General features: G+C 69.8%; 25 protein-coding genes. 20 read left to right on the forward strand and 5 right to left on the reverse strand.

Annotated features, from left to right (window positions below):
* Window positions 1-198 precede the first annotated feature (198 nt).
* The 13 genes from ggt (at window position 199) to RG19_RS16225 (ending at window position 13,461) form a co-directional block, all read left to right on the forward strand.
* A complete protein-coding gene (gene ggt, locus RG19_RS16170) occupies window positions 199-1,908 on the forward strand; it encodes a gamma-glutamyltransferase (protein WP_058836168.1) in 1,710 nt (569 codons plus the stop codon).
* A 91-nt stretch (window positions 1,909-1,999) separates the two neighbouring features.
* Window positions 2,000-3,031 (forward strand): hypothetical protein, encoded by a 1,032-nt coding sequence (locus RG19_RS16175; RefSeq protein ID WP_157515309.1) that lies wholly within the window; start codon window positions 2,000-2,002, stop codon window positions 3,029-3,031.
* 413 nt (window positions 3,032-3,444) lie between these two features.
* Complete coding sequence (locus tag RG19_RS16180; protein WP_058836170.1) at window positions 3,445-4,080, forward strand: ParA family protein; 636 nt, start codon at window positions 3,445-3,447, stop codon at window positions 4,078-4,080.
* A 78-nt stretch (window positions 4,081-4,158) separates the two neighbouring features.
* Entirely contained in the window at window positions 4,159-4,635 is a 477-nt protein-coding gene (locus RG19_RS16185; protein WP_058836171.1) for a SixA phosphatase family protein, read from the forward strand.
* A complete protein-coding gene (locus RG19_RS16190; RefSeq protein WP_058836172.1) occupies window positions 4,626-5,225 on the forward strand; it encodes a YceI family protein in 600 nt (199 codons plus the stop codon). The genes RG19_RS16185 and RG19_RS16190 overlap by 10 nt, the downstream gene beginning before the upstream one ends.
* Window positions 5,226-5,242: 17 nt before the next feature.
* Entirely contained in the window at window positions 5,243-7,288 is a 2,046-nt protein-coding gene (locus RG19_RS16195; RefSeq protein WP_058836693.1) for a phospholipase D family protein, read from the forward strand.
* Window positions 7,289-7,680: 392 nt separating this feature from the next.
* A complete protein-coding gene (locus RG19_RS16200; protein ID WP_058836173.1) occupies window positions 7,681-7,860 on the forward strand; it encodes a hypothetical protein in 180 nt (59 codons plus the stop codon).
* 33 nt (window positions 7,861-7,893) lie between these two features.
* On the forward strand, window positions 7,894-8,067 hold the full coding sequence (locus RG19_RS17740) for a hypothetical protein (RefSeq protein WP_157515310.1): 174 nt from the start codon (window positions 7,894-7,896) through the stop codon (window positions 8,065-8,067).
* 136 nt (window positions 8,068-8,203) lie between these two features.
* Complete coding sequence (locus RG19_RS16205; protein WP_058836174.1) at window positions 8,204-8,686, forward strand: hotdog fold thioesterase; 483 nt, start codon at window positions 8,204-8,206, stop codon at window positions 8,684-8,686.
* A gap of 72 nt (window positions 8,687-8,758) precedes the next feature.
* Window positions 8,759-9,613: a lysophospholipid acyltransferase family protein gene (locus RG19_RS16210; RefSeq protein ID WP_058836175.1), complete on the forward strand. Its 855-nt coding sequence runs from the start codon at window positions 8,759-8,761 to the stop codon at window positions 9,611-9,613.
* Window positions 9,603-10,664 carry a YheT family hydrolase gene (locus RG19_RS16215; protein ID WP_058836694.1) on the forward strand — a complete coding sequence of 354 codons (1,062 nt, stop codon included), beginning with the start codon at window positions 9,603-9,605 and terminating at the stop codon, window positions 10,662-10,664. Before RG19_RS16210 ends, RG19_RS16215 begins: the two co-directional genes overlap by 11 nt.
* 92 nt (window positions 10,665-10,756) lie before the next feature.
* Window positions 10,757-12,832 carry a tetratricopeptide repeat protein gene (locus RG19_RS16220; protein ID WP_058836176.1) on the forward strand — a complete coding sequence of 692 codons (2,076 nt, stop codon included), beginning with the start codon at window positions 10,757-10,759 and terminating at the stop codon, window positions 12,830-12,832.
* A 14-nt stretch (window positions 12,833-12,846) separates the two neighbouring features.
* Complete coding sequence (locus RG19_RS16225) at window positions 12,847-13,461, forward strand: YbhB/YbcL family Raf kinase inhibitor-like protein (RefSeq protein WP_058836177.1); 615 nt, start codon at window positions 12,847-12,849, stop codon at window positions 13,459-13,461.
* Window positions 13,462-13,536: 75 nt separating this feature from the next.
* Here RG19_RS16225 and RG19_RS16230 read toward each other — a convergent pair whose 3' ends face one another.
* Window positions 13,537-14,370, reverse strand: a complete 834-nt coding sequence (locus RG19_RS16230) for an META and DUF4377 domain-containing protein (RefSeq protein ID WP_058836178.1) — start codon at window positions 14,368-14,370, stop codon at window positions 13,537-13,539.
* 282 nt (window positions 14,371-14,652) lie between these two features.
* On the opposite strand from RG19_RS16230, the gene RG19_RS16235 reads away from it, so the two are divergent.
* A complete protein-coding gene (locus tag RG19_RS16235) occupies window positions 14,653-15,945 on the forward strand; it encodes an RNA polymerase sigma factor (protein ID WP_058836179.1) in 1,293 nt (430 codons plus the stop codon).
* A 194-nt stretch (window positions 15,946-16,139) separates the two neighbouring features.
* On the opposite strand, the gene RG19_RS16240 is transcribed toward RG19_RS16235, so the two are convergent.
* The 3 genes from RG19_RS16240 to RG19_RS16250 form a co-directional block, all read right to left on the reverse strand.
* Complete coding sequence (locus RG19_RS16240; protein WP_058836180.1) at window positions 16,140-16,589, reverse strand: VOC family protein; 450 nt, start codon at window positions 16,587-16,589, stop codon at window positions 16,140-16,142.
* The gene (locus tag RG19_RS16245) at window positions 16,586-16,813 is read right to left on the reverse strand and encodes a DUF4287 domain-containing protein (RefSeq protein ID WP_058836181.1); all 228 of its coding nucleotides are present in this window, start codon (window positions 16,811-16,813) and stop codon (window positions 16,586-16,588) included. Before RG19_RS16245 ends, RG19_RS16240 begins: the two co-directional genes overlap by 4 nt.
* A gap of 139 nt (window positions 16,814-16,952) precedes the next feature.
* On the reverse strand, window positions 16,953-17,747 hold the full coding sequence (locus RG19_RS16250) for an undecaprenyl-diphosphate phosphatase (protein WP_058836182.1): 795 nt from the start codon (window positions 17,745-17,747) through the stop codon (window positions 16,953-16,955).
* A gap of 255 nt (window positions 17,748-18,002) precedes the next feature.
* On the opposite strand from RG19_RS16250, the gene glnA reads away from it, so the two are divergent.
* From glnA to RG19_RS16280, 6 genes are all read left to right on the forward strand, one after another.
* Window positions 18,003-19,412 carry a type I glutamate--ammonia ligase gene (gene glnA / locus RG19_RS16255; RefSeq protein WP_058836183.1) on the forward strand — a complete coding sequence of 470 codons (1,410 nt, stop codon included), beginning with the start codon at window positions 18,003-18,005 and terminating at the stop codon, window positions 19,410-19,412.
* Between the two features lie 239 nt (window positions 19,413-19,651).
* Window positions 19,652-20,356, forward strand: coding sequence for a TorF family putative porin (locus RG19_RS16260; protein ID WP_162267094.1), 705 nt, complete (start codon window positions 19,652-19,654; stop codon window positions 20,354-20,356).
* A gap of 37 nt (window positions 20,357-20,393) precedes the next feature.
* Entirely contained in the window at window positions 20,394-20,732 is a 339-nt protein-coding gene (locus RG19_RS16265; protein WP_058836185.1) for a P-II family nitrogen regulator, read from the forward strand.
* Window positions 20,733-20,754: 22 nt separating this feature from the next.
* Window positions 20,755-22,116, forward strand: a complete 1,362-nt coding sequence (locus RG19_RS16270) for an ammonium transporter (protein WP_058836186.1) — start codon at window positions 20,755-20,757, stop codon at window positions 22,114-22,116.
* 189 nt (window positions 22,117-22,305) lie between these two features.
* Complete coding sequence (locus RG19_RS16275; RefSeq protein WP_058836187.1) at window positions 22,306-23,037, forward strand: N-acetylmuramoyl-L-alanine amidase; 732 nt, start codon at window positions 22,306-22,308, stop codon at window positions 23,035-23,037.
* Between the two features lie 128 nt (window positions 23,038-23,165).
* Window positions 23,166-23,648 carry a hypothetical protein gene (locus tag RG19_RS16280; protein ID WP_157515311.1) on the forward strand — a complete coding sequence of 161 codons (483 nt, stop codon included), beginning with the start codon at window positions 23,166-23,168 and terminating at the stop codon, window positions 23,646-23,648.
* A gap of 18 nt (window positions 23,649-23,666) precedes the next feature.
* Here the strand turns inward: RG19_RS16280 and RG19_RS16285 are convergent, their stop codons facing one another.
* On the reverse strand, window positions 23,667-24,674 hold the full coding sequence (locus RG19_RS16285) for a cytochrome-c peroxidase (RefSeq protein ID WP_082672737.1): 1,008 nt from the start codon (window positions 24,672-24,674) through the stop codon (window positions 23,667-23,669).
* Window positions 24,675-24,705: the final 31 nt, after the last annotated feature.

A 24,705-nucleotide genomic window follows, 5' to 3' on the forward strand; every position in this document is an offset into this window, starting at 1 on the left:
TTGTTCCGTCGCTGGGCGCCGGGGGGATGCGGCGCGCCACGTCGATCGACGCAGCCGCCCGTTCCAGGGCGCGTGGGACGTGGTGGCCATGGGCTCGCCGGGTCGGGGGCATCCGCTGCTTCCGGCCGCGCACCTCCCGCCACCCGCTTCCGTCCGCCTACTATTGGGCGGTCTTCCGTTTTCCGCACGTGCCCGCCGATGTCGACCAATCGCCTGCGTACCACCGCCGCCCTCCTGCTGAGCCTGCCGCTGTCGCTGGCCGCCGCCGACCGCATCACCGGCCATCCCTTCGCCACCCGCAGCGAAGTGCACGCGCCGCACGCGATGGCCGCGACCTCGCATCCGCTGGCCACCCAGATCGCGCTCGACGTGATGAAGGCCGGGGGCTCCGCGGTGGATGCGGCCATCGCCGCCAACGCCGCGCTCGGCCTGATGGAGCCGACCGGTAACGGGATCGGCGGCGACCTGTTCGCCATCGTCTGGGATCCGAAGACCCAGCGGCTGCACGGCTACGACGGCTCCGGGCGCTCGCCGCGCTCGCTGACCCTGGACGAATTCCGCCGGCGCGGCCTGACCGACATTCCCTCGCACGGCCCGCTGCCGGTCACCGTGCCCGGCGCGGTGGACGGCTGGTTCGCCCTGCACGAGCGCTTCGGCCGCCGCCCGATGGCCGACAACCTCGCCCCGACCATCCGCTACGCGCGCGACGGTCATCCGGTGCACGAGGTCATCGCCTACTACTGGGACCGCTCGGTGCCGCGGCTGTCGCGCTGGCCGGGCTTCAGCGAACAGTTCACGATCGACGGACGTGCTCCGCGCAACGGCGAGACCTGGCGCAATCCGAACCTGGCGAACACGCTGCAGGCGATCGCCGACGGCGGCCGCGACGCGTTCTACAAGGGCGACATCGCGCGCACGATCGGGGACTACTTCGCCGCGAACGACGGTTTCCTGAGCTACGAGGACATGGCCGCGCACACCGGCAACTGGGTCGAGCCGGTGTCCACCAACTACCGCGGCGTCGACGTGTGGGAACTGCCGCCCAGCGGCCAGGGCATCGCCGCGCTGCAGATCCTCAACCTGCTCGAACCCTACGACCTCGCGTCCTACGGCTTCGGCAGCACCGAGCACGTGCACCTGTTCACCGAGGCCAAGAAGCTGGCCTTCGCCGACCGCGCGCGCTGGTACGCCGATCCGGATTTCGCGCCGGCGCCCGTCGCGAAGCTGATCTCCAAGGACTACGCGCGCGAGCGCGGGCAATTGATCTCGATGGACGGCGTGCTGCGCGAAGTGCAGCCGGGCACGCCCGTCCAGCTCGACGAAGGCGACACCATCTACATGACCACCGCCGATGCCGACGGCATGATGGTCTCGTTGATCCAGTCCAACTACCGCGGCATGGGCAGCGGCATGGCCCCGCCGGGGCTGGGCTTCATCCTGCAGGACCGGGGCGAGCAATTCGTGCTGCTCGACGACCATCCCAACCGCTACGAACCGGGCAAGCGCCCGTTCCACACCATCATCCCGGCCTTCGCCACCCGGAACGGCGAACCGTGGCTGTCGTTCGGCGTGATGGGCGGCGCGATGCAGCCGCAGGGGCACGCGCAGATCATCATCAACATGATCGACTTCGGCATGAACCTGCAGGAGGCCGGCGATGCGCCGCGCATCCACCACGACGGCTCGACCGAGCCGACCGGGCAGAACACCGCGATGACCGATGGCGGCCGGATCGAGCTGGAGACCGGGTTCCCCTACGAGACCGTGCGCGCGCTGACCGGCCTGGGGCATCGCGTGCAGTTCGCGCTGGGGCCGTTCGGCGGCTACCAGGCGATCATGAAGAACCCGCACGGCGGCTGGACCGGCGCCAGCGAGTCGCGCAAGGACGGGCAGGCGGCAGGGTACTGAGCCGACCGCATCGCGGCCCGTCGCAGGCATGATGCCGGGCGCGCGATCGGCCGGTCTCGCGGACGCGATCCCTCATATGGAACCGAAGACGATGACGCCCAAGACCATGACCGTCCTGTGTCTGTGTCTGTGTCTGGCGACTGCAGGTGTGGTCGCGCCCGCGAATGCGCAGCTGCCCGGCCCGTCCGCGGACGCGGCGCACGCGGCTCCCGACGAAGCGGCGATGACGGCCGCGCACGAGGCCTACACCGCCTCGCTGGCAGGCCGGCTGGCGGACAGTGGCGACGCACGCAACCTGGCGCTGGCGGCCTGGCTGCGCGACCTGCGACAGGCCGCACCTGCGGCCGGCCCGGCGCCTTCCGTCGCGGATGCGCAGGCACGCGCATGGCGCGGTCTGGCTTTCCAGCGCGCCGGCACGGATCCGGTCGCCCTGGCGTTGCTGTCGGGTGCGGCGGCGGCCGCCCCCGATGATCCCGTCCCCGCCCAGGCGCTCGCGCGCTGGCGGCAGCTCGAACCCGCCAATCTCGTGCCGGCGCTGCTCGCGGGCGTGCAGGGCGCGGAACTGATCGCCGCGGCCGGCCATGCGCGCAGTGCGCACGGTCACGCGGTCGCCCAGGTGCGTTGGATCGCGGACGCGGTGCGTCGGCATCCGCCCGACGCCGCGACGCTCGCGGTGCTGGCGCCGGATGCGACCGGCGTGGACGGCCTCGCGGTGATGACCGGCTGGAGCTACCTCGCCGGGTACGCGCTTCCGGATTACGGCGTGCTGGTCGATGCCTGCCGCCGCACTTCGGCCGAGACCGCGGCCGCCTGCCGGAATGCCGCGACCGTGCTGCAGGCCGGCGACACCCGCCTGGCCGAGGCCGTCGGCCTGTCGCTGGCGCGCGACCTGGCGCCGACCCGCGAGGCCCGGCGCGCAGCGGAGGCGGCGCGGCTGCGGTTCGACTGGCAGATGTTCGAGACCGGCCACCTGAGCGGCCGCGCCCCGGCCCAGCAACTGGGCGAGTACGTCCGCCTGCTGGGCAACCCGGCGCTGGACACCGAAGCCGCGCTCAACCTGGAGCAACTCCGGCTGGCGGGCATCCCGCTCGACCCGCCGCCCGGTTGGCGCCCGCCGCGTTGACCCACGGTTTGCGCGTCGCGAGCGCGACCGCCCTGGCCGCGGGCCTGCTGGGGTGTCGGGTACGGTCGAACGTGAAATGCTGCTGCCAGCAGGTGTGGCGCGGCATGTGATCGACCCCGATCGCCAGCGTTTCCTGATGGCGGCACCGGTTCGCCGCGGCGATCTGCACGGACCCGCCGGGAAGCGTGCCGGCCGACGACCCCGCATGCCGCGCTGAAGGCGCACGTGTCGAGGCCGTGCCGATCCGCCTGGATTATTCGTTCCGTTTCGAGCCGGGCGGCCGCGTGGCGCGTCAGGCCGCAGCCGGTGGCCGGAACTGACCGCGAAACCAGGGGGCTCCCAACGTGAAGACCGCAGGTCGCCCCGTCATCGCGGGCGGTGTACGCTCGCGGTTCCACTGACCGGAGGGCGGCATGAAGACGATCCTGGTGGCCAGTTCGAAGGGCGGCGTGGGCAAGACCACGATCGCCACGCACCTCGCCGCGCGGTCCGCGCTCGACGGCCGCCGGACCGTGCTGGTGGATGCCGATCCGCAGGGGTCTTCGACGCGCTGGGCCGAGCGCCGCGCCGGTCTCGAGACCGCGGTGCTGCCGATCGACGGCAGCCGGCGCCGCAAGCAGGCCTGGAAGAGCATTCCCGAGGACACCGACACCGTGATCGTCGACGGGGCGGCCGGCGCCATGCGCGACGATCTCGACGTCTGGCTGGAACAGGCCGATGTGGTGGTGGTGCCGGTGCTGCCGTCGGCACTCGACATCGATGCCACCGTCCCGTTTCTCAACGGTCTGGCCGAACATCCCCGCGTCCGCCGCGGCGAGTTGCGTGTGGGCCTCGTGGGCAATCGCCTGCGGCCGTGGACGAACGCGTCCCAGCAGGCGATGGAACTGCTCGCGCAGTGGCCGTATCCGGTGGTCGCGCAATTGCGCGACAGCCAGGCCTACGTGGTGCTGGTCGCGCTCGGGCGCAGCCTGTTCGATTACCACTCGCAGCAGGTGCGCGAGCACCAGGCGGATTGGGAACCGCTGCTGAAGTGGGTGCGCCGCAAGTAAGCGCATGCCGCCTAGAATCGTGTTGCCTCCCGTCCGCTCCGCGGCGCTCCAGACCGGCGCGATGCGCCCGACCGTCCCATGCGCGAACTGATCCTGCTCCGCCACGCCCACGCCGATGCCGCACTGCCGGGCCAGCCCGATCTCGACCGGCCGCTGTCGGCGACGGGCCATGCCGAGGCCGAATCGGCCGCGCGCTGGCTGCTCGAAAAGCGGCTGGTACCCGACCAGGTGCTGTGTTCGCCGGCGCGGCGCACGCGCGAGACGCTGGAAGTCGCGCTCGGCGTGCTGGGCTATGTGGATCAGCGCCTGGAGTCGTCGATCTACGAAGCGACGCCTGGCGCCCTGGCCTTGCTGCTGGAGCGCTATCGCGACACCGAGCGCGTGCTGCTGGTCGGCCACAATCCCGGTCTCGAACGGCTGGCCGCGCTGCTGCACAGTGGGCAGACCGGCGATTACCGCGGCATGCCGCCGGCCGGCGTCGCGGTACTGGAGTTCGAGGGCGAGGGTGCGATCGAGCCCGCGGCCGCACGCCTGACCGCGTTCTGGTGGCCGTGATTTCCGCGCTGGTGCGCGGCTGCACCGGGTTGCTGCTGGCGACCCTGGCATGGCCGGCACCGGTGCCGGCCAAGGACAAGATGGACGCGCTGTTGCTGGTCGATGCGGACGCGTCCGAGGCCGGCTTCATGTTGCGCACCCGCTGGGGACAGCGGCTGGACGGGCGTTTCCCGGTCATGGCCGGCGAGGTGCGTACGTTGGCCGACGGCCACAAGCAGGTGCTCCTGCGCCTGTCCGCCCGCGACGTCGAGATCGTGGGCCATCCGCGTTACTCCCGCCTGACCCGCGACGAAGCCTTCTTCGATGCCGACCGTCACCCCGAGGTGATCTTCGTCTCGGATCCGTTCGACGCGGACCTGGTGGAGGACGGCGGCAATCTGCCGGGCGAACTGGTCATCCGCGGGGTGAAGCGGCGGGAGACGTTCCGCGTCGAGCCCGTGGCGTGCGAGCGCCCCATGCGCGACTGTCCCGTCGTCGCCGCGGGAACGGTCAACCGCAACGACTACGCGATGGATCGCTGGGGATTCGCGCTCGGCGAACGGGTCGAGTTCCGCCTGAGCCTGCATGGTCAGGAGGCGCTGGCGCCGTGACACGCGTGGGGCGGTGGATGGTGCTCGCGCTGCTGGCGCTGGCCGCGACGGGCTGTACCGGGCTCGACGCCCTCCAGCGCGCCGATGCGCAGCGCGTGGCCGACGCGGCACGGGACCGCAGCCTGGACTGCGAGGATCCGGTCACACGTTGCGCGCGCGAGTCGCCGCTGCGCGCGCTGGCCGAGCGCGCGCATGCGGACAGCCGGCCGGAGGCGCCGCGGCACTACGCACTGCTGCTCGACTACGGCCAGGACGCCTTGCTGGCGCGACTGGATCTGATCCGCAGCGCCCGCGACCGCATCGACCTGCAGACCTACATCTTCGACGAGGACGACTCCGGGCATCTGGTGCTCGACGAGCTGCTGGCTGCGGCGCGGCGCGGTGTGCGCGTGCGCGTCCTGGTGGACCAGCTTTCGGCGTTGCGCAACGTGGAAACTTTGGCCGCGCTGTCGGCGGTGCACGGCAACTTCGAACTCAAGATCTACAACCCGGTGCTGGGGCGCGCGCGCATCAGCTATCCGATGTACGTGGTGGCGGCCGCCTGCTGCTGGCGTCAGCTCAACCGGCGCATGCACAACAAGATGCTGCTGGTCGACGGCCTCGCCGGCATCACCGGCGGGCGCAATTACCAGGACACCTATTTCGACTGGGACGCCGCCTACAACTTCCGCGACCGCGACATCCTCGTCGGCGGGCCGGTGACCCGCGAGATGCAGCACAACTTCGATGCGTTCTGGGTCGCACCGCTGAGCGTCCCGGTCGCCCAGCTCAGCGATGTCGGCCGGCGGCTGCTGCGGGGCGGGGCGCCGCCGATGCCGCACGAGCCGTTCCTCGTGCCGGACCGTGTCGCCGCGGTCTCGCGGCAGGCGGACGATCCATTGCTGCTCAAGCAGCGTCTGCTCGATGCCGCGATCCCCGTCGGCGCGGTCGAGTTCATCGCCGATACGCCGGCCAAGCACGCGCGCGGGCAGGAGACGCTGGCGCCGTCGACCACCCGCCTGCGCGAACTGATCGAATCGGCCCAGGACGAAGTGCTGCTGCAGACGCCGTACCTGGTGCTGTCGGAACCGGCACAGGACATGTTCCGCACGCTGCACGCCCGGCCCGACGCCCCGCGCGTGGTGATCTCCACCAACAGCCTCGCCGCGACGGACTCGTTCATCACCTACGCGTTGTCGTACAAGTACAAGCGCCGCTATCTGCGCGACTTCGGCTTCAACATCTACGAGTACAAGCCGTTCCCGCAGAACGCGCCGATCGACCTGGATGCGACCCGCGCGCTGGCGCCGGGCTGGGGACTTCCCGGTTTCCGTGAGATCGACGAGGTCGACGAGGTCGAGGAAGCCCGTGCCCTCGCGGAGATCGACGGTGCGCACCGCGACGATCTCCGCCAGGCGCCGGCCCGCGCTGCGTCGGCGACGCGCGATGCGTCCGGGCGCTCCCGGCCGGCCTCGGAAGCGACCGCCGCGGCCGCGCGGCCGGTGCCCGGCCAGCGCACGCAGCAGCAGCGCCTGCCGCTCGACCGGGAGTACTCGGCACTGCGCTACGCCGGTCTCGGCGTGAACCGGCAGGTGCCGCTGCAGCGCGCCGGCCTGCGTTTCGGCCTGCATTCCAAATCGATGGTGATCGACGAGCGCGTCGGCGTGGTCGGCACCCACAACTTCGACCCCCGCGGCGACAACCTCAACACCGAGAGTGCGGTGGTCATCGACGATACCGTGTTCGCGCGGGCCTTGGCGGCGAGCATCCGCAACGACATGCTGCCGGAGAACTCCTGGGTGATCGGACGCCGCGACAAGCCGCCGGTGTTCTCGGGGCTGGAGTACTCGCTGGCCAAGGTCTCCGAACGCTTGCCGGTCTTCGATCTGTGGCCCGTGCGCTACGCGACGAGCTATGAATTCGTACCCGGCCCGGACTGCCCGATTCCGCCGCCGCCCGATCATCCCGATTTCCGGAGCTGCCATACGCCGGTCGGGGACTTCCCGGAGGTCAGCCTGGGCATGAAATCGCTGCTGACCCGCATCTTCACCGCATTCGGCGCCGGTCTCGCCCCGATTCTCTGACGGCGCACGTCACGCCCCTGCATTCCGTGCCCACGGTGTGTCGCGGTAATTGGTGGCCGCACGGTGCGGCCGCACTGCGGCCCGGTGCATCGGCCGCGACTCGAGAGTCGCGGGAAAGCGCCTCGATCAGCGCTCGCCGGTCGACGTGCCTGCGTCGACGTGTCGGCCGGACGTCGGACGGTCTCTCCGGCGACCCCCGCCGTGACCGCATTTCACGACGATCCACGCTGAGGTCACCCCGGGCGCGGACGACGCACGTCGTCTAGTCGGCGCCGCTCTCCGGTTGCGGGAAGATGAATGCGGCAACCATGACTTCTGGCACATTTCCTATCTTTGTGGTGTTGTAGTCTACCAGCACACCGCAGCACTACTCACCCACAACGGAGATCGCCATGAACGTCATCCACGCTTCCGCCAACGCCCGCCGCGAGGCCCTCGCCGCTGCCCTGGTCGCCGCTCGCCAGCAGCGCCCCGACGCCGCTGCCAGCCGCCCCCGCGCGTCCTTCGCGCACGGCTATGCCCGCCCGGCCTACATCGCCGTGCAGTCCTCGCCGCGCTTCCGCCTCTCCTGACCTCCCACCCCCATCCATGCCGAGGACCCCGTCATGTCCACGCCCCGCCCCGATCGCCCCGCCGTTGCGCCGCAGGCCCCCTCTGTCGCGCCCCGTCGCACGCCCCGCAACCGCGATTTCGGCATCGGCTACGGCCGCAGCCACGGTTATGCCCGCCAGGCCCGCTACACCAGCGACGCGTTCTCGGCCCGCTTCCGCCTCGGTTGATCCGGGCACCGCACCATCGATCAGGATTCCGGATGAACCGCCTCCCGCCACCCAGGCCGGCCCGGCGCCACGTGCGCGCCGCGCTGGCCGACACCGTGCTGGCCGATGGCATGCCCGCTCGGCTATCGTGCCGGGGATGAGCGCAGGTTCCGAATCCCCACCCCCCGCCCGCCGGACCCCGTTCCGCCGCCACCTCGATCTCGACGCCATCAACGCATGGTCGCGCGATACCGCCATGGCGCATCTGGGCATCGTGTTCACCGAACTCGGTGACGACTATCTCCGCGCGACCATGCCGGTCGACGCACGCACCCACCAGCCTTACGGCCTGCTGCACGGCGGCGCCTCCGCATTGCTGGCCGAAACCGTCGGCAGCACGGCTGGCCTGCTGTCGGTCGACGACGACGAGGGCTGTGTCGGGATCGAAATCAACGCCAACCATCTGCGCGCCGTCCGCAGTGGACAGGTGACCGCGACCGCGACGCCGCTGCACGTCGGCCGTCAGACCCAGGTGTGGGAGATCCGCATCGAAGACGACGCCGGTCGTCTGGTCTGCATCTCGCGTCTGACCCTGGCGGTGATCAAACGCCCGCCCGCCCGCGACGCTGCGTCGCGTTGATGGCAGGCCCACCGGCACGGTGTGCCGCATAATCAGCGTGCCGCGCGCCGTCCGGCGCCGCCGTCGAGTCCGATGACCGTCACCGCTTCCACTACCGCTTCGTCCACCGGCACGCTCGCCCGCGTCCTGCGCTATGCGCTGCGCGGTCCGCTGCTGGCCTGGCATGCGCTCGTGCATCTGCCGCTGGTGCTGATCGCGATCGCGCTGCCGACCCGGCGGGTGCGTCTGGGCAGCGGCGAACGCCTGGATCACCGCATCATCCGCGCCTGGCAGGGCGGGTTGATGTGGATCTTCGGGTTCCGCATGCGCAGCACCGGCACGCCGCTCCGCGGTGCGGCCTTGTTCGTGGCCAACCACGTCAGTTGGGTCGACATTTCGGCGCTGCACAGCCAGTGCATGATGGGCTTCGTGGCGAAGAAGGAAATCGCCGGCTGGCCGGTGGTCGGCTACATGGCCGCACGCGGCGAGACCATTTTTCACGAGCGCGGCAGCCAGGCATCGATGGGCGGCGTGCTCGACGAGATGCAGGTGCGGCTGCGCGAGGGCCGGGCGGTGGCGGTGTTCCCCGAAGGCCGGACGCGCGATGGCCGCGAAGTCGGCCCGTTCCATGCGCGGATCTTCCTGGCGGCGGTGGAAGCCGGAGTGCCGGTGCAGCCCGTGGCGCTGCGTTACGGCCGCGACGGCGAGGCGCAGACGGTGGTCGCGTTCGGCGCCCGCGAGAGCTTCGCCGCCAACTTCCTGCGCCTGCTTGGCGAGCCTACGCGCGAGGCCGAGGTGGCGTTCCTGGCGCCGATCATGCCGGGCGATGCGGACGGTCGCCGCCGGATCGCCGAGGTGTCGCGCGAGCGCATCCTTGCGGCGATGGGACAGGCGCCGGGGCCGCGCGCGCGCCGCGCGCCGGCCGAGGCGACGGCGGATGTCGACTGACGCGGCCGCCACGCCACGCCTCCGCACCGTCGAGGCCTCCAGCTATGCGCCGCCGCGCTGGCTGCGCAACGCCCACGTGCAGTCGATCCTGGGCACCAGCCCGCTGCGTCGTCAGCGCGGCGCCCGTGCTTTGGCGGCGACGGGCGCCGTCACCACGGAGCATGTCCTCGACGGCGGCGAAGGCGTTCGGCTGATGGGCCTGCACAGCACGCTTCCCGGCCGCGATCCGCACGGGGTCGCGCTGCTGCTGCATGGCTGGGAGGGCAGCACCGAGTCGAGTTACATGCGGCTGGCGGCGGCCCAGTTCCTGCAACGCGGCTTCGATGTCTTCCGGCTCAACTTCCGCGATCACGGCCCGACCCACCACCTCAACGAGGAACTGTTCCACTCCAACCGCATCGACGAGGTCGTGCATGCGGCGGTGGATCTGTCCACACGCTTTCCGACCCGACCGCTGGTCGCCGCCGGGTTTTCGCTCGGCGGCAACTTCGCCCTGCGGCTGGCGCTGCGCGCACCGGCGGCGGGATTGCCGCTGGCGGCGGTCGCCGCGGTGTGCCCGGTACTCGATCCGGCGCTGACCCTGGTGCAGATGGAACAGGGCATCCCCTTGTACCTGCGCCACTTCGAGCGCAAGTGGCGGGACTCGTTGCTGCGCAAGCGCAGCCTGTTTCCGCAGCGTCTGGCCGTGGACGACACCACGTTGCGCCTGGGCATGCGCGAGCTCACCGAGTGGTTGGTGCTGCGACACACCGATTTCGGTTCGCTCGACGATTACTTCGACGGCTATTCGGTCGCGGCCGAGCGGCTGTCCGCGCTGGACGTGCCGTCCTACGTGCTCACCAGCGAAGACGACCCGGTGATTCCGGTCAACGGCTTCCGTGGCCTGCCGGACAATCCGCGGCTCTATGTCGAGGTCGCCCGCTGGGGCGGCCACTGCGGGTTTCTCGAGAACGCGCGGCTGGAAGGATTCGCCGAGCGCTGGGTCGCGGAACGTCTGGTCGCGGATCCGGCGGTGCGCGGTGCCGCCGCGGGAGCCGCCGCCGCGGCCTGACCTTCCGTGTCGGGCAGCGGCAGGGCGGGCGGTCGGGCGCGGCTACAATGGCGGGCCCGGCCTCTTGGCCTGTTCGTCCGGACCGTCCGTTCATGCACGACTCGATTCTCGATGCCCTGCGCCGCGGCGCCCACGCCGAGGCGCTCGACGCCGCACGTGCGGCCGTCGCCGCCGATCCCGCCGATGCCCGCGCACTGGAATTGATGGCGATGGCGCAGCGTGCGGCAGGCGACACCGCCGGCGCGCTGGACAGCCTGGACCGGGCCATCGCGCTGAAGCCCGACGAAGCGGGCCTGCACTTCCAGCGTGCCGCGCTGCAGATCGGCCACCGCGACATCGACGGCGCGCAGGCGTCGCTGGCGCGTACGCTCGCACTCGATCCGAACAGCTTCGGCGCCTATGTGATCCAGGCGGAGCTCGCGATCGGCCGTGGCGACGTGGACGAGGCCGAGCGTCTGGCGACGCTGGCCGCGCGCATCGACGAGGCTCACCCGGCGCTGGCCAGCGTGCGCGGCATGATCGCGCTGCGTCGCGGCGACCACGACCGTGCGCAATCGATCCTCGGCGCCGCCGTGCAGGCGGATCCGAACAACCCCCAACTGCTCAATGCACTGGCGTTCGCCTATCTGGCCAAGGACCATCTCGCGTTCGCCGAGCAGGCCTTGCTGCGTCTGGTGGCCCTCACCCCGGCCAATCACGGTGCGCGTCGCCTGCTGGCCGATGTGGTGCATCGTCAGGGGCGTGCGGCCGAGGCGGCGGCGCACCTGCAGCCGGCGCTCGCGGTGGCGTCGCCGGCACCGGAGCATCTGCGCTTCGCCGGCGCGCTGGCTCTGGAGCAGGGACAGCCGGTCGATGCGATCGCGCGTCTGAAGACGGTCCTGGCGCACACGCCCGGCGATGCGCAGACGCTCGGTCTGCTGCTGCGGGCCTGGCAGATGGTGGGCGATGCCGACGATGCCCGCGCCACGCTCGAAGCGGCATTGGCGACGACCGTCGATCTCCCGCAGCTGTGGCAGACGCGGGTGGCACTGGAGCCGGCCGGCGAGGCCGCGCAGGCGGTCCTGACCCGCTGGCGGGCGGCGATGCCCGACACCGTGCCGCTGCTGCAGGCCGAGTTCGAGCATGCCCGCGCGCTGGGTCACCAGGACGACGCGATCGCGACCGCGCGCACGATCGCCGCGCGGGTGCCCGACAACATGCTCGCGCATACGCAGTTGCTCGACGTGCTGGCCGACCGCGATCCGGAGCAGGCCGTCGCCTATCTGCGCGAGCTCGAAGCGGCGGGCGACACCGCCGACGGTGGCCGCGCGCGGATGATCCAGGGCTGGATGTCCATGGCACTGGACCGCGCAGGGCGGACCGACGAGGCCGCCGCGGCTTGGACGCGGATGCACGCCGACTGGGCCGAGCGGCTGCTTCCGCTGCCGGCCTGGACCGATCCCGATGCGGCACGCGCCGAGCGCGCGCCTGCACCCGAGGCGTCGCGCGCGCTGATGTTCCTGGCGGGTCTGCCGGGCTCGGGGCACGAGCATGCCGGTCGCCTGCTCGATGGCGCCCTGCCGGACTTCCGCGCCGACCGCATGGGCGCCAATCCGCCTCGCGACGCATTGCAGAAGCTGACCGTCTTCGACGCCCTGGCGCGCAACGAGACCACGCCCGAGGCGGTGTACCAGGACTGGGCGGGCCAGCTGGCTGCGCGCGGCAGCGAGGGCCGGGCGCTGATCGACTGGCTGTTGTGGTGGGACAACGCGCTGCTGGACGTCCTGCACGCGCACCTGCCCGACGCCCGGGTCGCGCTGATCATCCGCGATCCGCGCGACATGCTGCTCAACTGGCTGGCGTTCGGCACTCCGGTGCCGTTCCGGCTGGGCACGCCGGACGAGGGTGCCCAGTGGCTGGCGCGCGGGCTCGAGCACGTCCTCGCGCTGCCCGGCCTGACCGCGCAGCCGGTGCATGTGGTGCGCGTCGACGACACCGTCAACGACCCTGCCGCGATGGCGGTGCAGTTGGGCGAGGTGCTCGGGGTGACGCTGCCGGTGCCGCCGCGCAACCTGTTCCAGGGCCATCGCTTTCCGGCCGGACGCTGGCGCGACTACGCCGACGCCCTGGCCGGGCCGTTCGCGACGCTCACGCCGGTCGCGGTACGGTTGGGCTATCCCGAAGACTGACCGAGGAACGCTTCATGCGACTGCGCAGCGACAGTTTCGACAACGGCCAACCGATTCCCGCCGAGTTCGCCTTCGGCGCGCCGCAGGGCCTGGGCGGCAACCGCAGTCCGCACCTGGCCTGGGACGACGTGCCCGAGGGCACCCGCGCGTTCGCGCTGCTGTGCATCGATCCCGACGTGCCGACGCGGCCCGAGATGGCCGGCAAGGACGGCGTGGAGATCCCCGCCGATCAGCCGCGTGCGGATTTCGTCCACTGGGCGATGGTCGATATTCCGCCCGCGGTGACCGAACTGGCCGCGGGCGCCTGCAGCGACGGCGTCGAGCGCAAGGGCAAGGCGAATCCGCCGGGACCGGCCGGTGCGCGGCAGGGCTCCAACGACTTCACCGGTTGGTTCGCCGGCGACGCCGATCTGGGCGGGACCTATCTCGGCTACGACGGCCCGTGGCCGCCGCCGAACGATCTGCGCGTGCACCGTTACTTCTTCCGCGTCTTCGCACTGGATGTGCCGAGCCTGGAGGTCGGCGACAGTTTCAGTGCGGCGGAGGTGTTCGCGGCGATGCACGGCCATGTGCTGGCCGAGGCGACGGTCCACGGGACCTATTCGCTCAATCCGAAGGCCGGGGCCTGAGCCTCCGCACCCGCCGTGCGCAGGCACGGCGGGTGCGGTCATGACGACGACGGACCGCGCCCATGCGGGCACGGCTCACTGCGTGCTTTCGGTCTCGACGGTCATGTCCAGGACGTAGGCGATCGACGATGCGTCAGCCGGCACGTCCGTGCGCTGGAAGCGCTTGAGCCTGAGCACGTTGCGCACGCCCGGCTCATGGGTATAACCCTCGATGTCCTCATACAGCGGCTGCCAGTCGCCGGGCTCGCCCTGACGCAGCCCGTTGTCGTCGTAACGGACCTCGCGAACCTGCAGACACTGGTGGTCGGGCATCAGCGGATGGCTGCAGGCCATGCGTTCGGGCGCCACTTCCAGGAACACCGTCTCGCCGGGCCCGCCATGGCGCGTTTCGGCCGTGGGGGCGCCCTCGAAGGTGAGGGTGTCGCCGCCGGCGTTGATCAGCACCAGGGTCGGCGTATCGCCGCCGGCCACGGTGTCCAGCTGCCAGCGCAGGGTGCCGGCCAGTGCCCGCGTGGCTTCGGCGTCGACCGCCATCAGGCGCGCGTCCGAGCAGGCCATCATCGTCTGTGCGAAATCCTCCACTTGCAGGGTGCCGTTCTCCACCGCGTAGCTCGCGCTGCCGCGGTTGCAGCCGCCGGAGAGACCGATCCGTCCGTCGCGGAAGTCGGCGACCAGTGGCGGCAACTCCGCGACGGACAGCGCCTGGAGCGGCTGGCCGTCGCCACCGGCGGCCGAGCGAAGACGCCAGTGATGCGCCTCCAGGGCGCGGGGATTGTCGACGGCGGCGCTGTCGGCAGCGGTGGCCGCTGTGGGCGGGGCGTCGGACGCCGGGGCCGGGGGCTCCGCGGCCGGTTCGCGGTGGCAGGCGGCCAGGGCCAGCGGCAACAACAGCATGACGAGAGGACGCATTCGAGATCTCCAAGGGGTCGTTGGCGATCGGAAACGTACCAGCCCGCAGGATGGGGTTATGCGAACGAGGCCCCGATCCCGGCATGTCGAAAGCGGCCTCGGTGCATCGTCGCTCCAGACAGGGCTTGCGGATGGAGGATCGTGTGGCGACCGGCGACGCCATCGGTCCGGCGGACACGCGGCAGGTCGGACGCGACCCGAGGGCGGGCTCGGGTGCGGGGCCGGGCCGGTACGATCGGCGCCGCTTGCGGCCGCGGCGTACGGATGCTCTGATCGCGCTCCATGACGGCCGCGAACGACACCCTCGACCGCGTCTGGCGCGAAGAATCACCGCGCCTGATCGCCGGTTTGATGCGCATGGTGCGCAACCTCGACCTGGCCGAAGAGCTGGCCCAGGACGCCCTCGTCGCCGCCCTGGAGCGATGGCCGCGCGATGGCGTGCCGGATAATCCGGGTGCCTGGCTGATGGCCACCGCCAAGCATCGTGCGATCGACCGTCTGCGCCGGGGGCGCCTGCTGGCGCGCAAGCATGTCGAGCTGGCCCAGGCGCTCGACAGCGCCTGGGCCGACCTGCAGGCGCAGGCCGAGCATCGCCGCGACGAATGCATCGACGACGATCTGCTGCGGCTGATGTTCATCGCCTGCCACCCGATCCTGCCCGCCGATGCGCGCACTGCGCTGACCCTGCGCCTGCTGGGCGGATTGACCACCGCGGAGATCGCGCGCGCGTTTCTGGCCCCGGAGCCGACGATCGCCCAGCGCATCGTGCGCGCCAAGCGCAAGCTGGCCGAGGCCGAGGCGGCGTTCGAGCTTCCCGGCGCCGAGGCCTTGCCCGAGCGGCTGGCGTCGGTGCTCGGGGTGATCTATCTGGTCTTCAACGAGGGCTATGCCGCGACGGCGGGCGACGATCTCGTCCGGCCGGCGCTGTGCGCCGAGGCGATCCGGCTGGCCTCGGTGCTGGCCCGGCTGATGCCCGACCAGGCCGAAGCGCATTCACTGCAGGCATTGTTGATGCTGCAGGCATCGCGGCTGGAGGCGCGGGTCGATGCTGAGGGCGATCCGGTCCTGTTGGCCGATCAGGACCGCACCCGCTGGGACCACGCCTTGATCGCGGGCGGACTGGACGCGTTGGCGCGGGCCGAACGCTTGCCGGGCGCACCGGGCTCCTACCGGCTGCAGGCGGCGATCGCCGCCTGCCACGCGCGTGCGGACCATGCCGACGCCACCGACTGGGCCCGGATCGCCGCGCTCTACGACGACCTGTCGGCCGCGATGCCGTCGCCGGTGGTCGAATTGAACCGCGCCGTCGCAGTGGCGATGGCGGAGGGACCGCAGGCCGGCTTGGATCTGGCCGACCAGCTGGTCGGTCTAGCGGCGCTGCAGCGGTATCACCTGTTGCCGGCCGTGCGTGGCGAATTGCTCGACAGGCTGGGACGTCGCGACGAGGCGCAGGCTGCGTTCGCGAACGCCGCAGCCCTGGCGGGCAACGCGCGCGAACGCGCCCGGCTGTTGGCACGTGCGGCCGGAGACGATGGGCGTTCTCCGGCACGAAAGGGCGACCCGGGTACGGACTGACGCGCACGGCGCACGCGCAGACGGCGGCGTCTGGACCAGGATTGGGCGTCGCGTGCGCACCGGCCGTTTGCGAGGACGCCGGTGCGCGATGCCGGTCGAGGCTCGGAGACGTGCAGGCCACCGCGCAGCGAACACATCGCATGGCGCGCTGTGACGCGACGAGGCCTGCTGGCGGCGACGCGGCGCCACCAGCATCAGGCCGGGGCGATCGCGGGGCCCTTGAGCTCGATCGTATGGCCGTCGGGATCGGCGAAGTACAGCGAGGGACCGTCGCCTTCCGCGCCGAAGTTGATGTCCACCGGCGCCAGCGGTACGAGGCCGTGGCGATGGAGGTGCGCGATCAGGCGGCTCTCGTCGAAGGGCTCGATGCGCAGGCACAGGTGATCGACGTTGCGGCCTTCGGATCCCGCGGCGCGGCCGCCCCGCGCACCGAGCGGGCCGTCGACGCTGATCAGGTCGAGCATCGACGCGCCCGCGCGCAGGTGCGCCAGCCCGAGATGGGCGCGATGGCGGACCACGGCGCAGCCCAGCACCTGCGCGTAGAACGCGATGCTGCGGGCGAGGTCGGTGACCCGGAACACCACGTGGTCGATCCGCTCGACATCGAACGGCGGCCCGTCGGGCGCCTCGCGATCGATGCTCATGCACCGCCTCCGCGGAGATGGTGCGCCACCAGGGCGTTGGCATGGCCGTGGCCGAGTCCGTGCTCGGACTTGAGCCACGCGACCATCTCCATGTGCTTGCGGGGGCCCAGGCCCTCCAGCAGCCCCAGCCAGTGGGCGATCGGCTGGCCGTACCGAGCTTCGATCGACGGAAAGTAGGAGGCGGGGCCCTGGACCTTCGGGCGGCTGCGGTCGTCTGCGGACATGCGGGGTCTCCTGATGCGGGCGGCCTGCGCGCGCGGGTCGCCCGGGGAAGGTCGTCCGGACGAGGCCGCCCGGCTTTCCGGTTCCGACGAATCACGGCGGCAGCTTTCGACAGGTCGCGCCAGACCGGGGTTCGCGCGGTCAGCTGCCCGGCATGAACAGCAGGATCAGCGCACCCAGCGCGATGCGGTAGATCGCGAAGCCGGTGAAGCGGTGCTGCTTGATGTAGCCCAGCAACCATTTCACCACCAGAAAGCCGGTGATTGTCGCGGCGACGAAGGCCACCGCCACGTCGTCCCAGGCCTCGCCGCTCAGGCCGTCGTCGAGCCACAGTTCCAGAAACGCATAGCCGCTGGCCGCGAACATCGTGGGGATGCCGACCAGGAACGCGAATTCGGCCGCCGCCGAGCGCCGGCTCAGGCCCAGCAGCATCGCGATGAAGATCGTGGTCGCCGAGCGCGAGGTGCCGGGAAACACCCCGGCCAGCACCTGGGCCAGGCCCACGGCGATGGCGATGGTCCAGGTCACGTTGACGCCGTCGCCGCCCCGACGCTCGGCGAAGTGTTCGGCCAGCAGCATCCAGATGCCGCCCAGGATCAACGCCCAGGCGATGGGCGTCACCGCATCGGGCAGTTCCCAGCCGGCCAGGCGCACCGGAAGGCCGACCAGCGCGGTCACCAGAAAGGCCGCGACGATCTTCATCGCGTAATCGCGGTTGGCCGGCTCGTGCAGGCCGGTGCCCAACGCCCACAGGCGTTGCCGGAACACCAGCGTGATCGCCAGGATCGCACCGGCCTGGATGACGATGTTGAAGAAATCGGAGCGGGCGCCGAGCCAGTGCTGGGCGATCAGCAGATGGCCGGTGCTGGAGACCGGCAGGAATTCGGTGAGGCCTTCGATGATGCCCAGCAACAGGGCGGCAAGCAGATCGGACATGGAGGCAGAGGATGGCGACGCGGGGGAGCGCCAGCATACGCGAGGGGTTGCGCGCGTTCAGGGCCGTCGTCGCAGTTGTCGCGTCCACCTGAACCGGACGCACCAGTGCTGTGCATGCACCGATCTGGATGCACTTTATTGGTGCATTCCAGTCTAGGGAAAGAAAAAAATATTATCTGAATCAGGTACTTATGATTTGGCACGAGATGTGCTTGGGAGTGGGTACTTCTTTCCAATCCCCGGAGCCGTTCCCCGATGTCCATCGACAACGTCGAAAAGCTGATCAAGGACCACAAGGTCGAGTTCGTCGACCTGCGCTTCGCCGACATGCGCGGCGTGCAGCACCACGTGACCTATCCCAAGTCCATCGTCGAGCCCGGCCTGTTCGAGGACGGCAAGATGTTCGACGGCTCCTCAATCCCGGGCTGGAAGGGCATCAACGAATCCGACATGGTCCTGCTGCCCGACCCGTCGACCGCCTACATCGACCCGTTCACCGCCGACCCGACCCTGATCCTGGTCTGCGACGTGCTCGACCCGTCGACCATGCAGTCCTATTCGCGCGACCCGCGCGGCGTGGCCAAGCGCGCCGAGGCCTACCTGAAGTCGTCGGGCATCGCCGACCAGGCGTTCTTCGGCCCCGAGCCCGAGTTCTTCGTGTTCGATTCGGTGCGCTACGCCAACGAGATGGGCCACACCTTCTTCCACGTCGATTCCGAGGAAGCCCACTGGAACTCCGGCAAGGAGTACGAGGGCGGCAACAGTGGCTACCGGCCCGGCATCAAGGGCGGCTACTTCCCGGTCGCACCGCTGGATTCGCTGCACGACCTGCGCGCCGAGATGTGCAAGACACTCGAGGAGATCGGCATCGAGGTGGAAGTGCACCATCACGAGGTCTCCAACGCCGGCCAGTGCGAGATCGGTACCAAGTTCAACTCGCTGGTCAAGAAGGCCGACGAGCTGCTGGCGATGAAGTACGTCATCAAGAATGTCGCCTTCCGCAACGGCAAGACCGCGACCTTCATGCCCAAGCCCATCGTCGGCGACAACGGCAGCGGCATGCACGTGCACCAGAGCCTGGCCAAGGGCGGCACCAATCTGTTCACCGGCGACGGCTACGGCGGCCTCAGCCAGACCGCGCTGTGGTACATCGGTGGCGTGTTCAAGCACGCGCGTGCGATCAACGCGTTCTCCAACGCGGGCACCAACAGCTACAAGCGCCTGGTGCCGGGCTTCGAGGCGCCGGTGATGCTGGCCTATTCGGCGCGTAACCGCTCGGCGTCGTGCCGCATCCCGTACGTGTCCAACCCGAAGGCGCGCCGCATCGAGATGCGCTTCCCCGACCCGATCCAGTCCGGCTACCTCACGTTCGCCGCGCTGATGATGGCCGGCCTCGACGGCATCAAGAACCAGATCGATCCGGGCGGCCCGAGCGACAAGGATCTCTACGACCTGCCGCCGGAAGAGGAGAAGGGCATTCCGAAGGTCGCCCACTCGCTCGACCAGGCGCTCGAGGCGCTGGATGCCGACCGCGAGTTCCTGACCGCCGGTGGCGTGTTCACCGACGACTTCATCGACGGCTACATCGACCTGAAGATGCAGGAAGTCACCAAGTTCCGTGCGGCCACCCATCCGCTCGAGTACCAGCTGTACTACGCCGTCTGATCCGGGGGAACACGGGTCGCGCCGGGGGCGCGGCCCGTGCGGACTGCAGGTTCGTGGCGCCGGCGCTCATCGGGCGCCGGCGCCACGGGACTGCGCGGAAGACTTGATCGACGACGGGGGCGTCGTGTTGATGTAAGGCAACGCAGGTGAGGTATCGCGGGACAGAGGCGGTCAGCCCACCCGCGCGCGGCAATCAGGCAATGACCGGGGAGGGTTCCCAATCACGAGGAGCCTGCGTCATGACGTTGCGTCCAATCCAGTTGGTTCTACCGTTCGCGCTCGCACTGTGTGTCGCCGACCAGGCGCACGCGCAGTCGTTTGAAGGCAATGTGGCCTTCGTCAGCGATTACCTGTTCCGCGGCGTGACCCAGACCGATGGCGACCCTGCCATCCAGGGCGGCTTCCAGTTCAACCACGACAGCGGCGTCTACGCCGGTGCGTGGGGCAGCAGCATCAGCTGGCTGTCCGATTCGGATCCCGATGTGTCCAGCCAGGTCGAGCTGAACGCGTTCCTGGGCTATGCCGGGGAGTTCGGCACCAGCGGCGTGGGTTACGACGTCGGCGTGCTGCACTACGCCTATCCCGGTTCGTACCCGGCCGGTTTCACCGATCCCGATACCACCGAGCTCTACGCCGGCATCAGCTGGGGCGTGCTCGGCGCCAGCTACGCCTACGCCGTTTCGGACCTGTTCGGCACGCCCGATTCGGACGGCAGCAGCCATCTCGAACTCACCGCCGACTGGGAGTTCGACGACGGCTGGACGCTCAACGGCGCGGTCGGCCGGCAGTGGATCCGCAATCTCGACGATGGCGACTACACCCACTGGCGACTGGGCGTGACCCGCAGCTTCCAGGCCGGATTCGACCTGTCGGTCGCCTGGGTCGACACCAACCTCGACGGTGGCGACGACGCCTTCGTCGTCTCGCTCGCCAAGGGGTTCTGACCATGGCGTGGCCACTGCATCCCACAGGAGATGTTGCATGAAACTGATCACCGCGATCATCCGCCCCTTCAAGCTCGACGAAGTGCGCGAGGCGCTCGGGGCGGCGGGTGTGTCCGGCCTCACCGTCACCGAGGTCAAGGGCTTCGGGCGGCAGAAAGGCCACACCGAGCTCTACCGCGGCGCCGAGTATGTCGTCGACTTCCTGCCCAAGCTGAAGGTCGAATGCGCCGTGGCCGACGAGAGCTTCGACGCCGCGGTCGAGGCCATCGCCCAGTCCGCCGGCACCGGCAAGGTCGGCGACGGCAAGATCTTCGTCACCACGCTCGACCAGGTGATCCGCATCCGGACCGGCGAAGTCGACGCCGACGCGCTCTGAACCCCACAGGAGTCCACACCCCATGAGCCTTTCGATCTTCCGACATGCCCCGGCCAGGGCATGGCCTGTCGCGGCCGCGGCGCTGATGGCGTTGCTGGCGTCCGGCACCGCGCTCGCGCAGGACGCCGCCGTTGCCGAAGTCGCCGAGCTTGTCGAGTCCGCCGCGCCCGCGTTCGACAGCGGCAACGTCGCCTGGATGCTGACCTCCACGCTCCTCGTGCTGCTGATGGTGGTGCCCGGCCTGGCGCTGTTCTACGGCGGCATGGTCCGGGCGAAGAACGTGCTGTCGGTGCTGATGCAGGTCCTGGTGGTGTTCTCGGTGGTGATCCTCGTCTGGATCGCCTACGGCTACAGCGCCGCCTTCACCGAGGGCAACGCGTTCTTCGGCTCGTTCACCGAGAAGGCGTTCCTGCGCGGCATCACGGCGGACACCGACGCCGACGGCCTGCCGGAATTCCTGTTCATCGTGTTCCAGTCCACGTTCGCCGGTATCACCACCGCCCTGGTGGTCGGTTCGTTCGCCGAACGCATCAAGTTCACCGCGGTGCTGCTGTTCTCGGCGATCTGGGTGACGTTCGCCTACCTGCCGATGGTGCACATGGTGTGGAGCGGCGACGACGGCTTTCTCGCCCATCGCGGCGTGCTCGACTTCGCCGGCGGCACGGTGGTGCACATCAACGCCGGCATCGCCGGCCTGGTGGGCGCGTACATCCTCGGCAAGCGCCTGGGCTTCGGCAAGGAAGCGCTGAAGCCGCACAGCGTGCCGTTCACCTTCATCGGCGCGGCGTTGCTGTGGGTGGGCTGGTTCGGCTTCAACGCAGGCTCGGCGGTGGCCGCCGACCAGATCGCCTCGCTGGCGATGCTCAACACCATGGTCGCCACGGCCGCGGGCGTGGTGGCGTGGAGCCTGGTCGAGGCGATCGCCAAGGGGCGTCCGTCGGCGCTCGGTGCGGCCTCGGGCGCGATCGCCGGCCTGGTCGGCATCACCCCGGCGGCAGGCACCGTCGGCCCGATCGGCGCGCTGGTGATCGGCCTGGCGGCCGGTGCCCTGTGCGTCTGGGGCGTCAACGGCCTCAAGCGCCTGCTCAAGGTGGACGACACCGCCGACGTGTTCGGCGTGCATGCGGTCGGTGGCATCGTCGGCGCCATCCTCACCGGTGTGTTCAGCGCGGAGTCGCTGGGCGGCACCGAGGCGGATCTCGCGATCGGCGCCCAGGTCTGGGCGCAGACCTTCAGCGTGCTGTTCACCATCGTCTGGTGCGCGCTGGTGACCGCGGCGGCGATGTTGCTGGTCAAGGCGGTCGTCGGCCTGCGCGTGAGCGAGGAAGACGAGCGCCAGGGTCTGGACATCGTCTCCCACGGCGAGCGCGCCTACGAGAGCTGATCGAACGAACGCATCACCACCTCCCCCACGAGGTGTCGGCGGCGGCATGCGAATGCCGCCGCTTTTTTTGGCATGCCGTGGCCGATGCCCTTCTCGAAGGGCGGATGAGGGCTGCCCGGCCATGATCCTCGGCAGGACGCCCGCATTTGCGGTATACCCGGAGACCGCCGATACCTTCGAGGCCCTGCGTTGCTCCGCAAACCGCTGATCGCCCTCGCCTGCACCGTGCTGCTGGCCGCCTGCGCCCACGTCCCCGAGCGCAACCCCATGGCCACCTGGGTGCCGTCCGACAATCACGATGCCCGCCGCCCCACCGTCATCGTGCTGCACTACACCGAGCAGGACTCGGTGGAGCAGAGCCTGCGCACCCTGCGCACCCGCAACAGCGGCGGCCGGGTCAGCTCGCACTACCTGATCGGCGCCGACGGCCGCATCTACCAGCTCGTCGCCGACAGCGAGCGTGCCTGGCACGCCGGTGCCGGCCGCTGGGGCCAGATCACCGATCTCAACTCCGCCTCGATCGGCATCGAACTCGACAACAACGGTCGCACCCCCTTCGCGCAGCCGCAGATCGACAGCCTGATCCGCCTGCTCGACGACCTCACCGCCCGCCTGCGCATCCCCCGCACCCAGATCATCGGCCATTCGGACCTCGCGCCCGGCCGCAAGATCGACCCCGGCCCGCTGTTCCCCTGGCGGCAACTGGCCGAGGCCGGCTTCGGCATCTGGCCCGCCGCCGACACCCCGCCCCCGCCCCCGGGCTTCGACCCCATGCAGGCCCTGCGCGTGATCGGCTACCCGACCGACAACCCCCAGGCCGCCATCCGTTCATACCGCATGCGCTTCCGCGGCGACGACCGCCCGGAGCTCGACGCCGAGGACCTGCGGATCCTGCATGCGCTGACCGTGTTGCGGGATTGACCGACAGCGGCTGCCCCGCGGACGGTGAATGCGAGCGGAAAAACATTCTCAGGCGGCCCATGGAGTGCTAACGTCGCGCGGCAGTCGCCGGATCGACACCTTTTCACGCCTCGCTAGGGAACAGCATCATGGCTCACCGTGCCGCTTCATTCTTTTTTATGACCTGCTTCGCTGCGCTCGCGGCGGGTTGCCAACCTGGCGCGTCGAGCGTCGAGTCCGGGCCGGCCGGTGTGGAGGCGGCCCAGGCGGGCGTACTGGATGTCAAGGAAATCCTGGTGCGGCCAGCGGATGCGGCTGGCGAGTTCGAGCCGCTTCATCCCGGAGACGATGTCGAAGTCGCACTTCGATTGGCGAATCCATCCGAAGGCGAGATACGGGTCAAGGTGATCGCGTTGGCGGATGGAGAAGAAGTGGCGCAGGGCGCGCTCGACGCCGCGGAGGCCGACGAAGGGCGCCTCGTGCTGCGCTTGAAGTCACATGGCGATTGGCAGATCGGCCGCTATCTGGTCGAGGTGACCGGGGTCGAGGGTCTGCTGGGGCATCAGGAGTTCGATGTCCATCCGACCGAGGTCGTTGTTCCACACGATGAAGCGGCCGCGAGCGAAGGCTAGCGTTCTCTGCCGCTGAGCTCACTCGATGTCGAGTGAGCGTAGGAATGCGGCAAGCTGCCGTTGCTCCACCGCGGTGAGCTGGATCGGGCGACCGCGTGCGATTCCGCGATAGTAGAGCTCGCGTTCGATCGCATCCTCCAGCGTCTCGATGCTGCCATCGTGCATATATGGTGCGGTATTGCCGATGTTGCGCAATGTCGGTGTTCGAAACGCACCGATATCAACGGCTCGGCGTGTCGCCGCATACCGCCCGAGCTCGGCAACGTCCGGGTCTTCCAGAATCAGATGGCCGATGGGCGTTCCGGTCCGTGTAATGCGTTCGGTTAGGGGCGCGATTTGGCCCGCCACGCGTTCGAAACCGATCCCTGTATGGTGAAAGCGATTGTCGGTCGAAGGCCCTCGCTCCGCATCGGTCACGTGGCAACTACTGCATTCAGCCTTCCCTTCGAACAGGGCCAGTCCGGCGATCTCATCCTCGGATAGCAAGGACAAGTTCCGGGTGTGTAGTGCGCGCTCGTAACGTGTTTCCCCGCGTTCCAGCGTATCCAAGAATGCCACCAGTGCCTGGGCGACATCGTCATGGTCGGGCGTGCCATGACCGAACGCCGCTTTGAAGCGGCGGCTGTGTCCCGGATCGGCACGAATCGTATCGAGCACGGGCTGCATATCGCCGTGGCCGAGCTCGCGGGGATTGGTGAATGCCTGCAGCACCACCTTCGGAAGATCGTGTTCACGACCATCCCAGAAGAAACTGTCGAACGCACCGAGGTCGAGCAGGCTGGGCGCATTGCGGGCGCCCTCCAGTCCGTCGACGCCGACCGATACACGGCGGCCATCAGCAAACGCTTGGTCGGGACTGTGACAGCTTGCGCAGCTGGTGGCGCCATCCGTGCCCAGACGCGGATCCGAAAACAGCGCAGCGCCCGCCTCGGCTCTTGCGCTGTGCTTTGCATCCGCCGATTCGTCATGGGAATCGGAACAAGCCGCCAGCATTGCGGTGGCGATTAAAATCAAATGGATACGCATCCTTGCGTGGAGTCTCCAGTCCTGGATTCAG

It is taken from the genome of Luteimonas abyssi (assembly GCF_001482195.1).
Classification (GTDB): domain Bacteria; phylum Pseudomonadota; class Gammaproteobacteria; order Xanthomonadales; family Xanthomonadaceae; genus Luteimonas; species Luteimonas abyssi.

Coding starts and splice junctions, on each gene's coding strand:
- RG19_RS16260 (WP_162267094.1), top strand. CDS start 19,652: ATGACGTTGCGTCCAATCCAGTTGGTTCTACCGTTCGCGCTCGCACTG.
- RG19_RS16235 (WP_058836179.1), top strand. CDS start 14,653: ATGACGGCCGCGAACGACACCCTCGACCGCGTCTGGCGCGAAGAATCA.
- RG19_RS16280 (WP_157515311.1), top strand. CDS start 23,166: ATGGCTCACCGTGCCGCTTCATTCTTTTTTATGACCTGCTTCGCTGCG.
- RG19_RS16265 (WP_058836185.1), top strand. CDS start 20,394: ATGAAACTGATCACCGCGATCATCCGCCCCTTCAAGCTCGACGAAGTG.
- glnA (WP_058836183.1), top strand. CDS start 18,003: ATGTCCATCGACAACGTCGAAAAGCTGATCAAGGACCACAAGGTCGAG.
- RG19_RS16245 (WP_058836181.1), bottom strand. CDS start 16,813: ATGTCCGCAGACGACCGCAGCCGCCCGAAGGTCCAGGGCCCCGCCTCC.
- RG19_RS16200 (WP_058836173.1), top strand. CDS start 7,681: ATGAACGTCATCCACGCTTCCGCCAACGCCCGCCGCGAGGCCCTCGCC.
- RG19_RS16175 (WP_157515309.1), top strand. CDS start 2,000: ATGACGCCCAAGACCATGACCGTCCTGTGTCTGTGTCTGTGTCTGGCG.
- RG19_RS16195 (WP_058836693.1), top strand. CDS start 5,243: ATGGTGCTCGCGCTGCTGGCGCTGGCCGCGACGGGCTGTACCGGGCTC.
- RG19_RS16230 (WP_058836178.1), bottom strand. CDS start 14,370: ATGCGTCCTCTCGTCATGCTGTTGTTGCCGCTGGCCCTGGCCGCCTGC.
- RG19_RS16285 (WP_082672737.1), bottom strand. CDS start 24,674: ATGCGTATCCATTTGATTTTAATCGCCACCGCAATGCTGGCGGCTTGT.
- RG19_RS16240 (WP_058836180.1), bottom strand. CDS start 16,589: ATGAGCATCGATCGCGAGGCGCCCGACGGGCCGCCGTTCGATGTCGAG.
- RG19_RS16180 (WP_058836170.1), top strand. CDS start 3,445: ATGAAGACGATCCTGGTGGCCAGTTCGAAGGGCGGCGTGGGCAAGACC.
- RG19_RS16215 (WP_058836694.1), top strand. CDS start 9,603: ATGTCGACTGACGCGGCCGCCACGCCACGCCTCCGCACCGTCGAGGCC.
- RG19_RS16250 (WP_058836182.1), bottom strand. CDS start 17,747: ATGTCCGATCTGCTTGCCGCCCTGTTGCTGGGCATCATCGAAGGCCTC.
- RG19_RS17740 (WP_157515310.1), top strand. CDS start 7,894: ATGTCCACGCCCCGCCCCGATCGCCCCGCCGTTGCGCCGCAGGCCCCC.
- RG19_RS16210 (WP_058836175.1), top strand. CDS start 8,759: ATGACCGTCACCGCTTCCACTACCGCTTCGTCCACCGGCACGCTCGCC.
- ggt (WP_058836168.1), top strand. CDS start 199: ATGTCGACCAATCGCCTGCGTACCACCGCCGCCCTCCTGCTGAGCCTG.
- RG19_RS16205 (WP_058836174.1), top strand. CDS start 8,204: ATGAGCGCAGGTTCCGAATCCCCACCCCCCGCCCGCCGGACCCCGTTC.
- RG19_RS16270 (WP_058836186.1), top strand. CDS start 20,755: ATGAGCCTTTCGATCTTCCGACATGCCCCGGCCAGGGCATGGCCTGTC.
- RG19_RS16225 (WP_058836177.1), top strand. CDS start 12,847: ATGCGACTGCGCAGCGACAGTTTCGACAACGGCCAACCGATTCCCGCC.
- RG19_RS16185 (WP_058836171.1), top strand. CDS start 4,159: ATGCGCGAACTGATCCTGCTCCGCCACGCCCACGCCGATGCCGCACTG.
- RG19_RS16220 (WP_058836176.1), top strand. CDS start 10,757: ATGCACGACTCGATTCTCGATGCCCTGCGCCGCGGCGCCCACGCCGAG.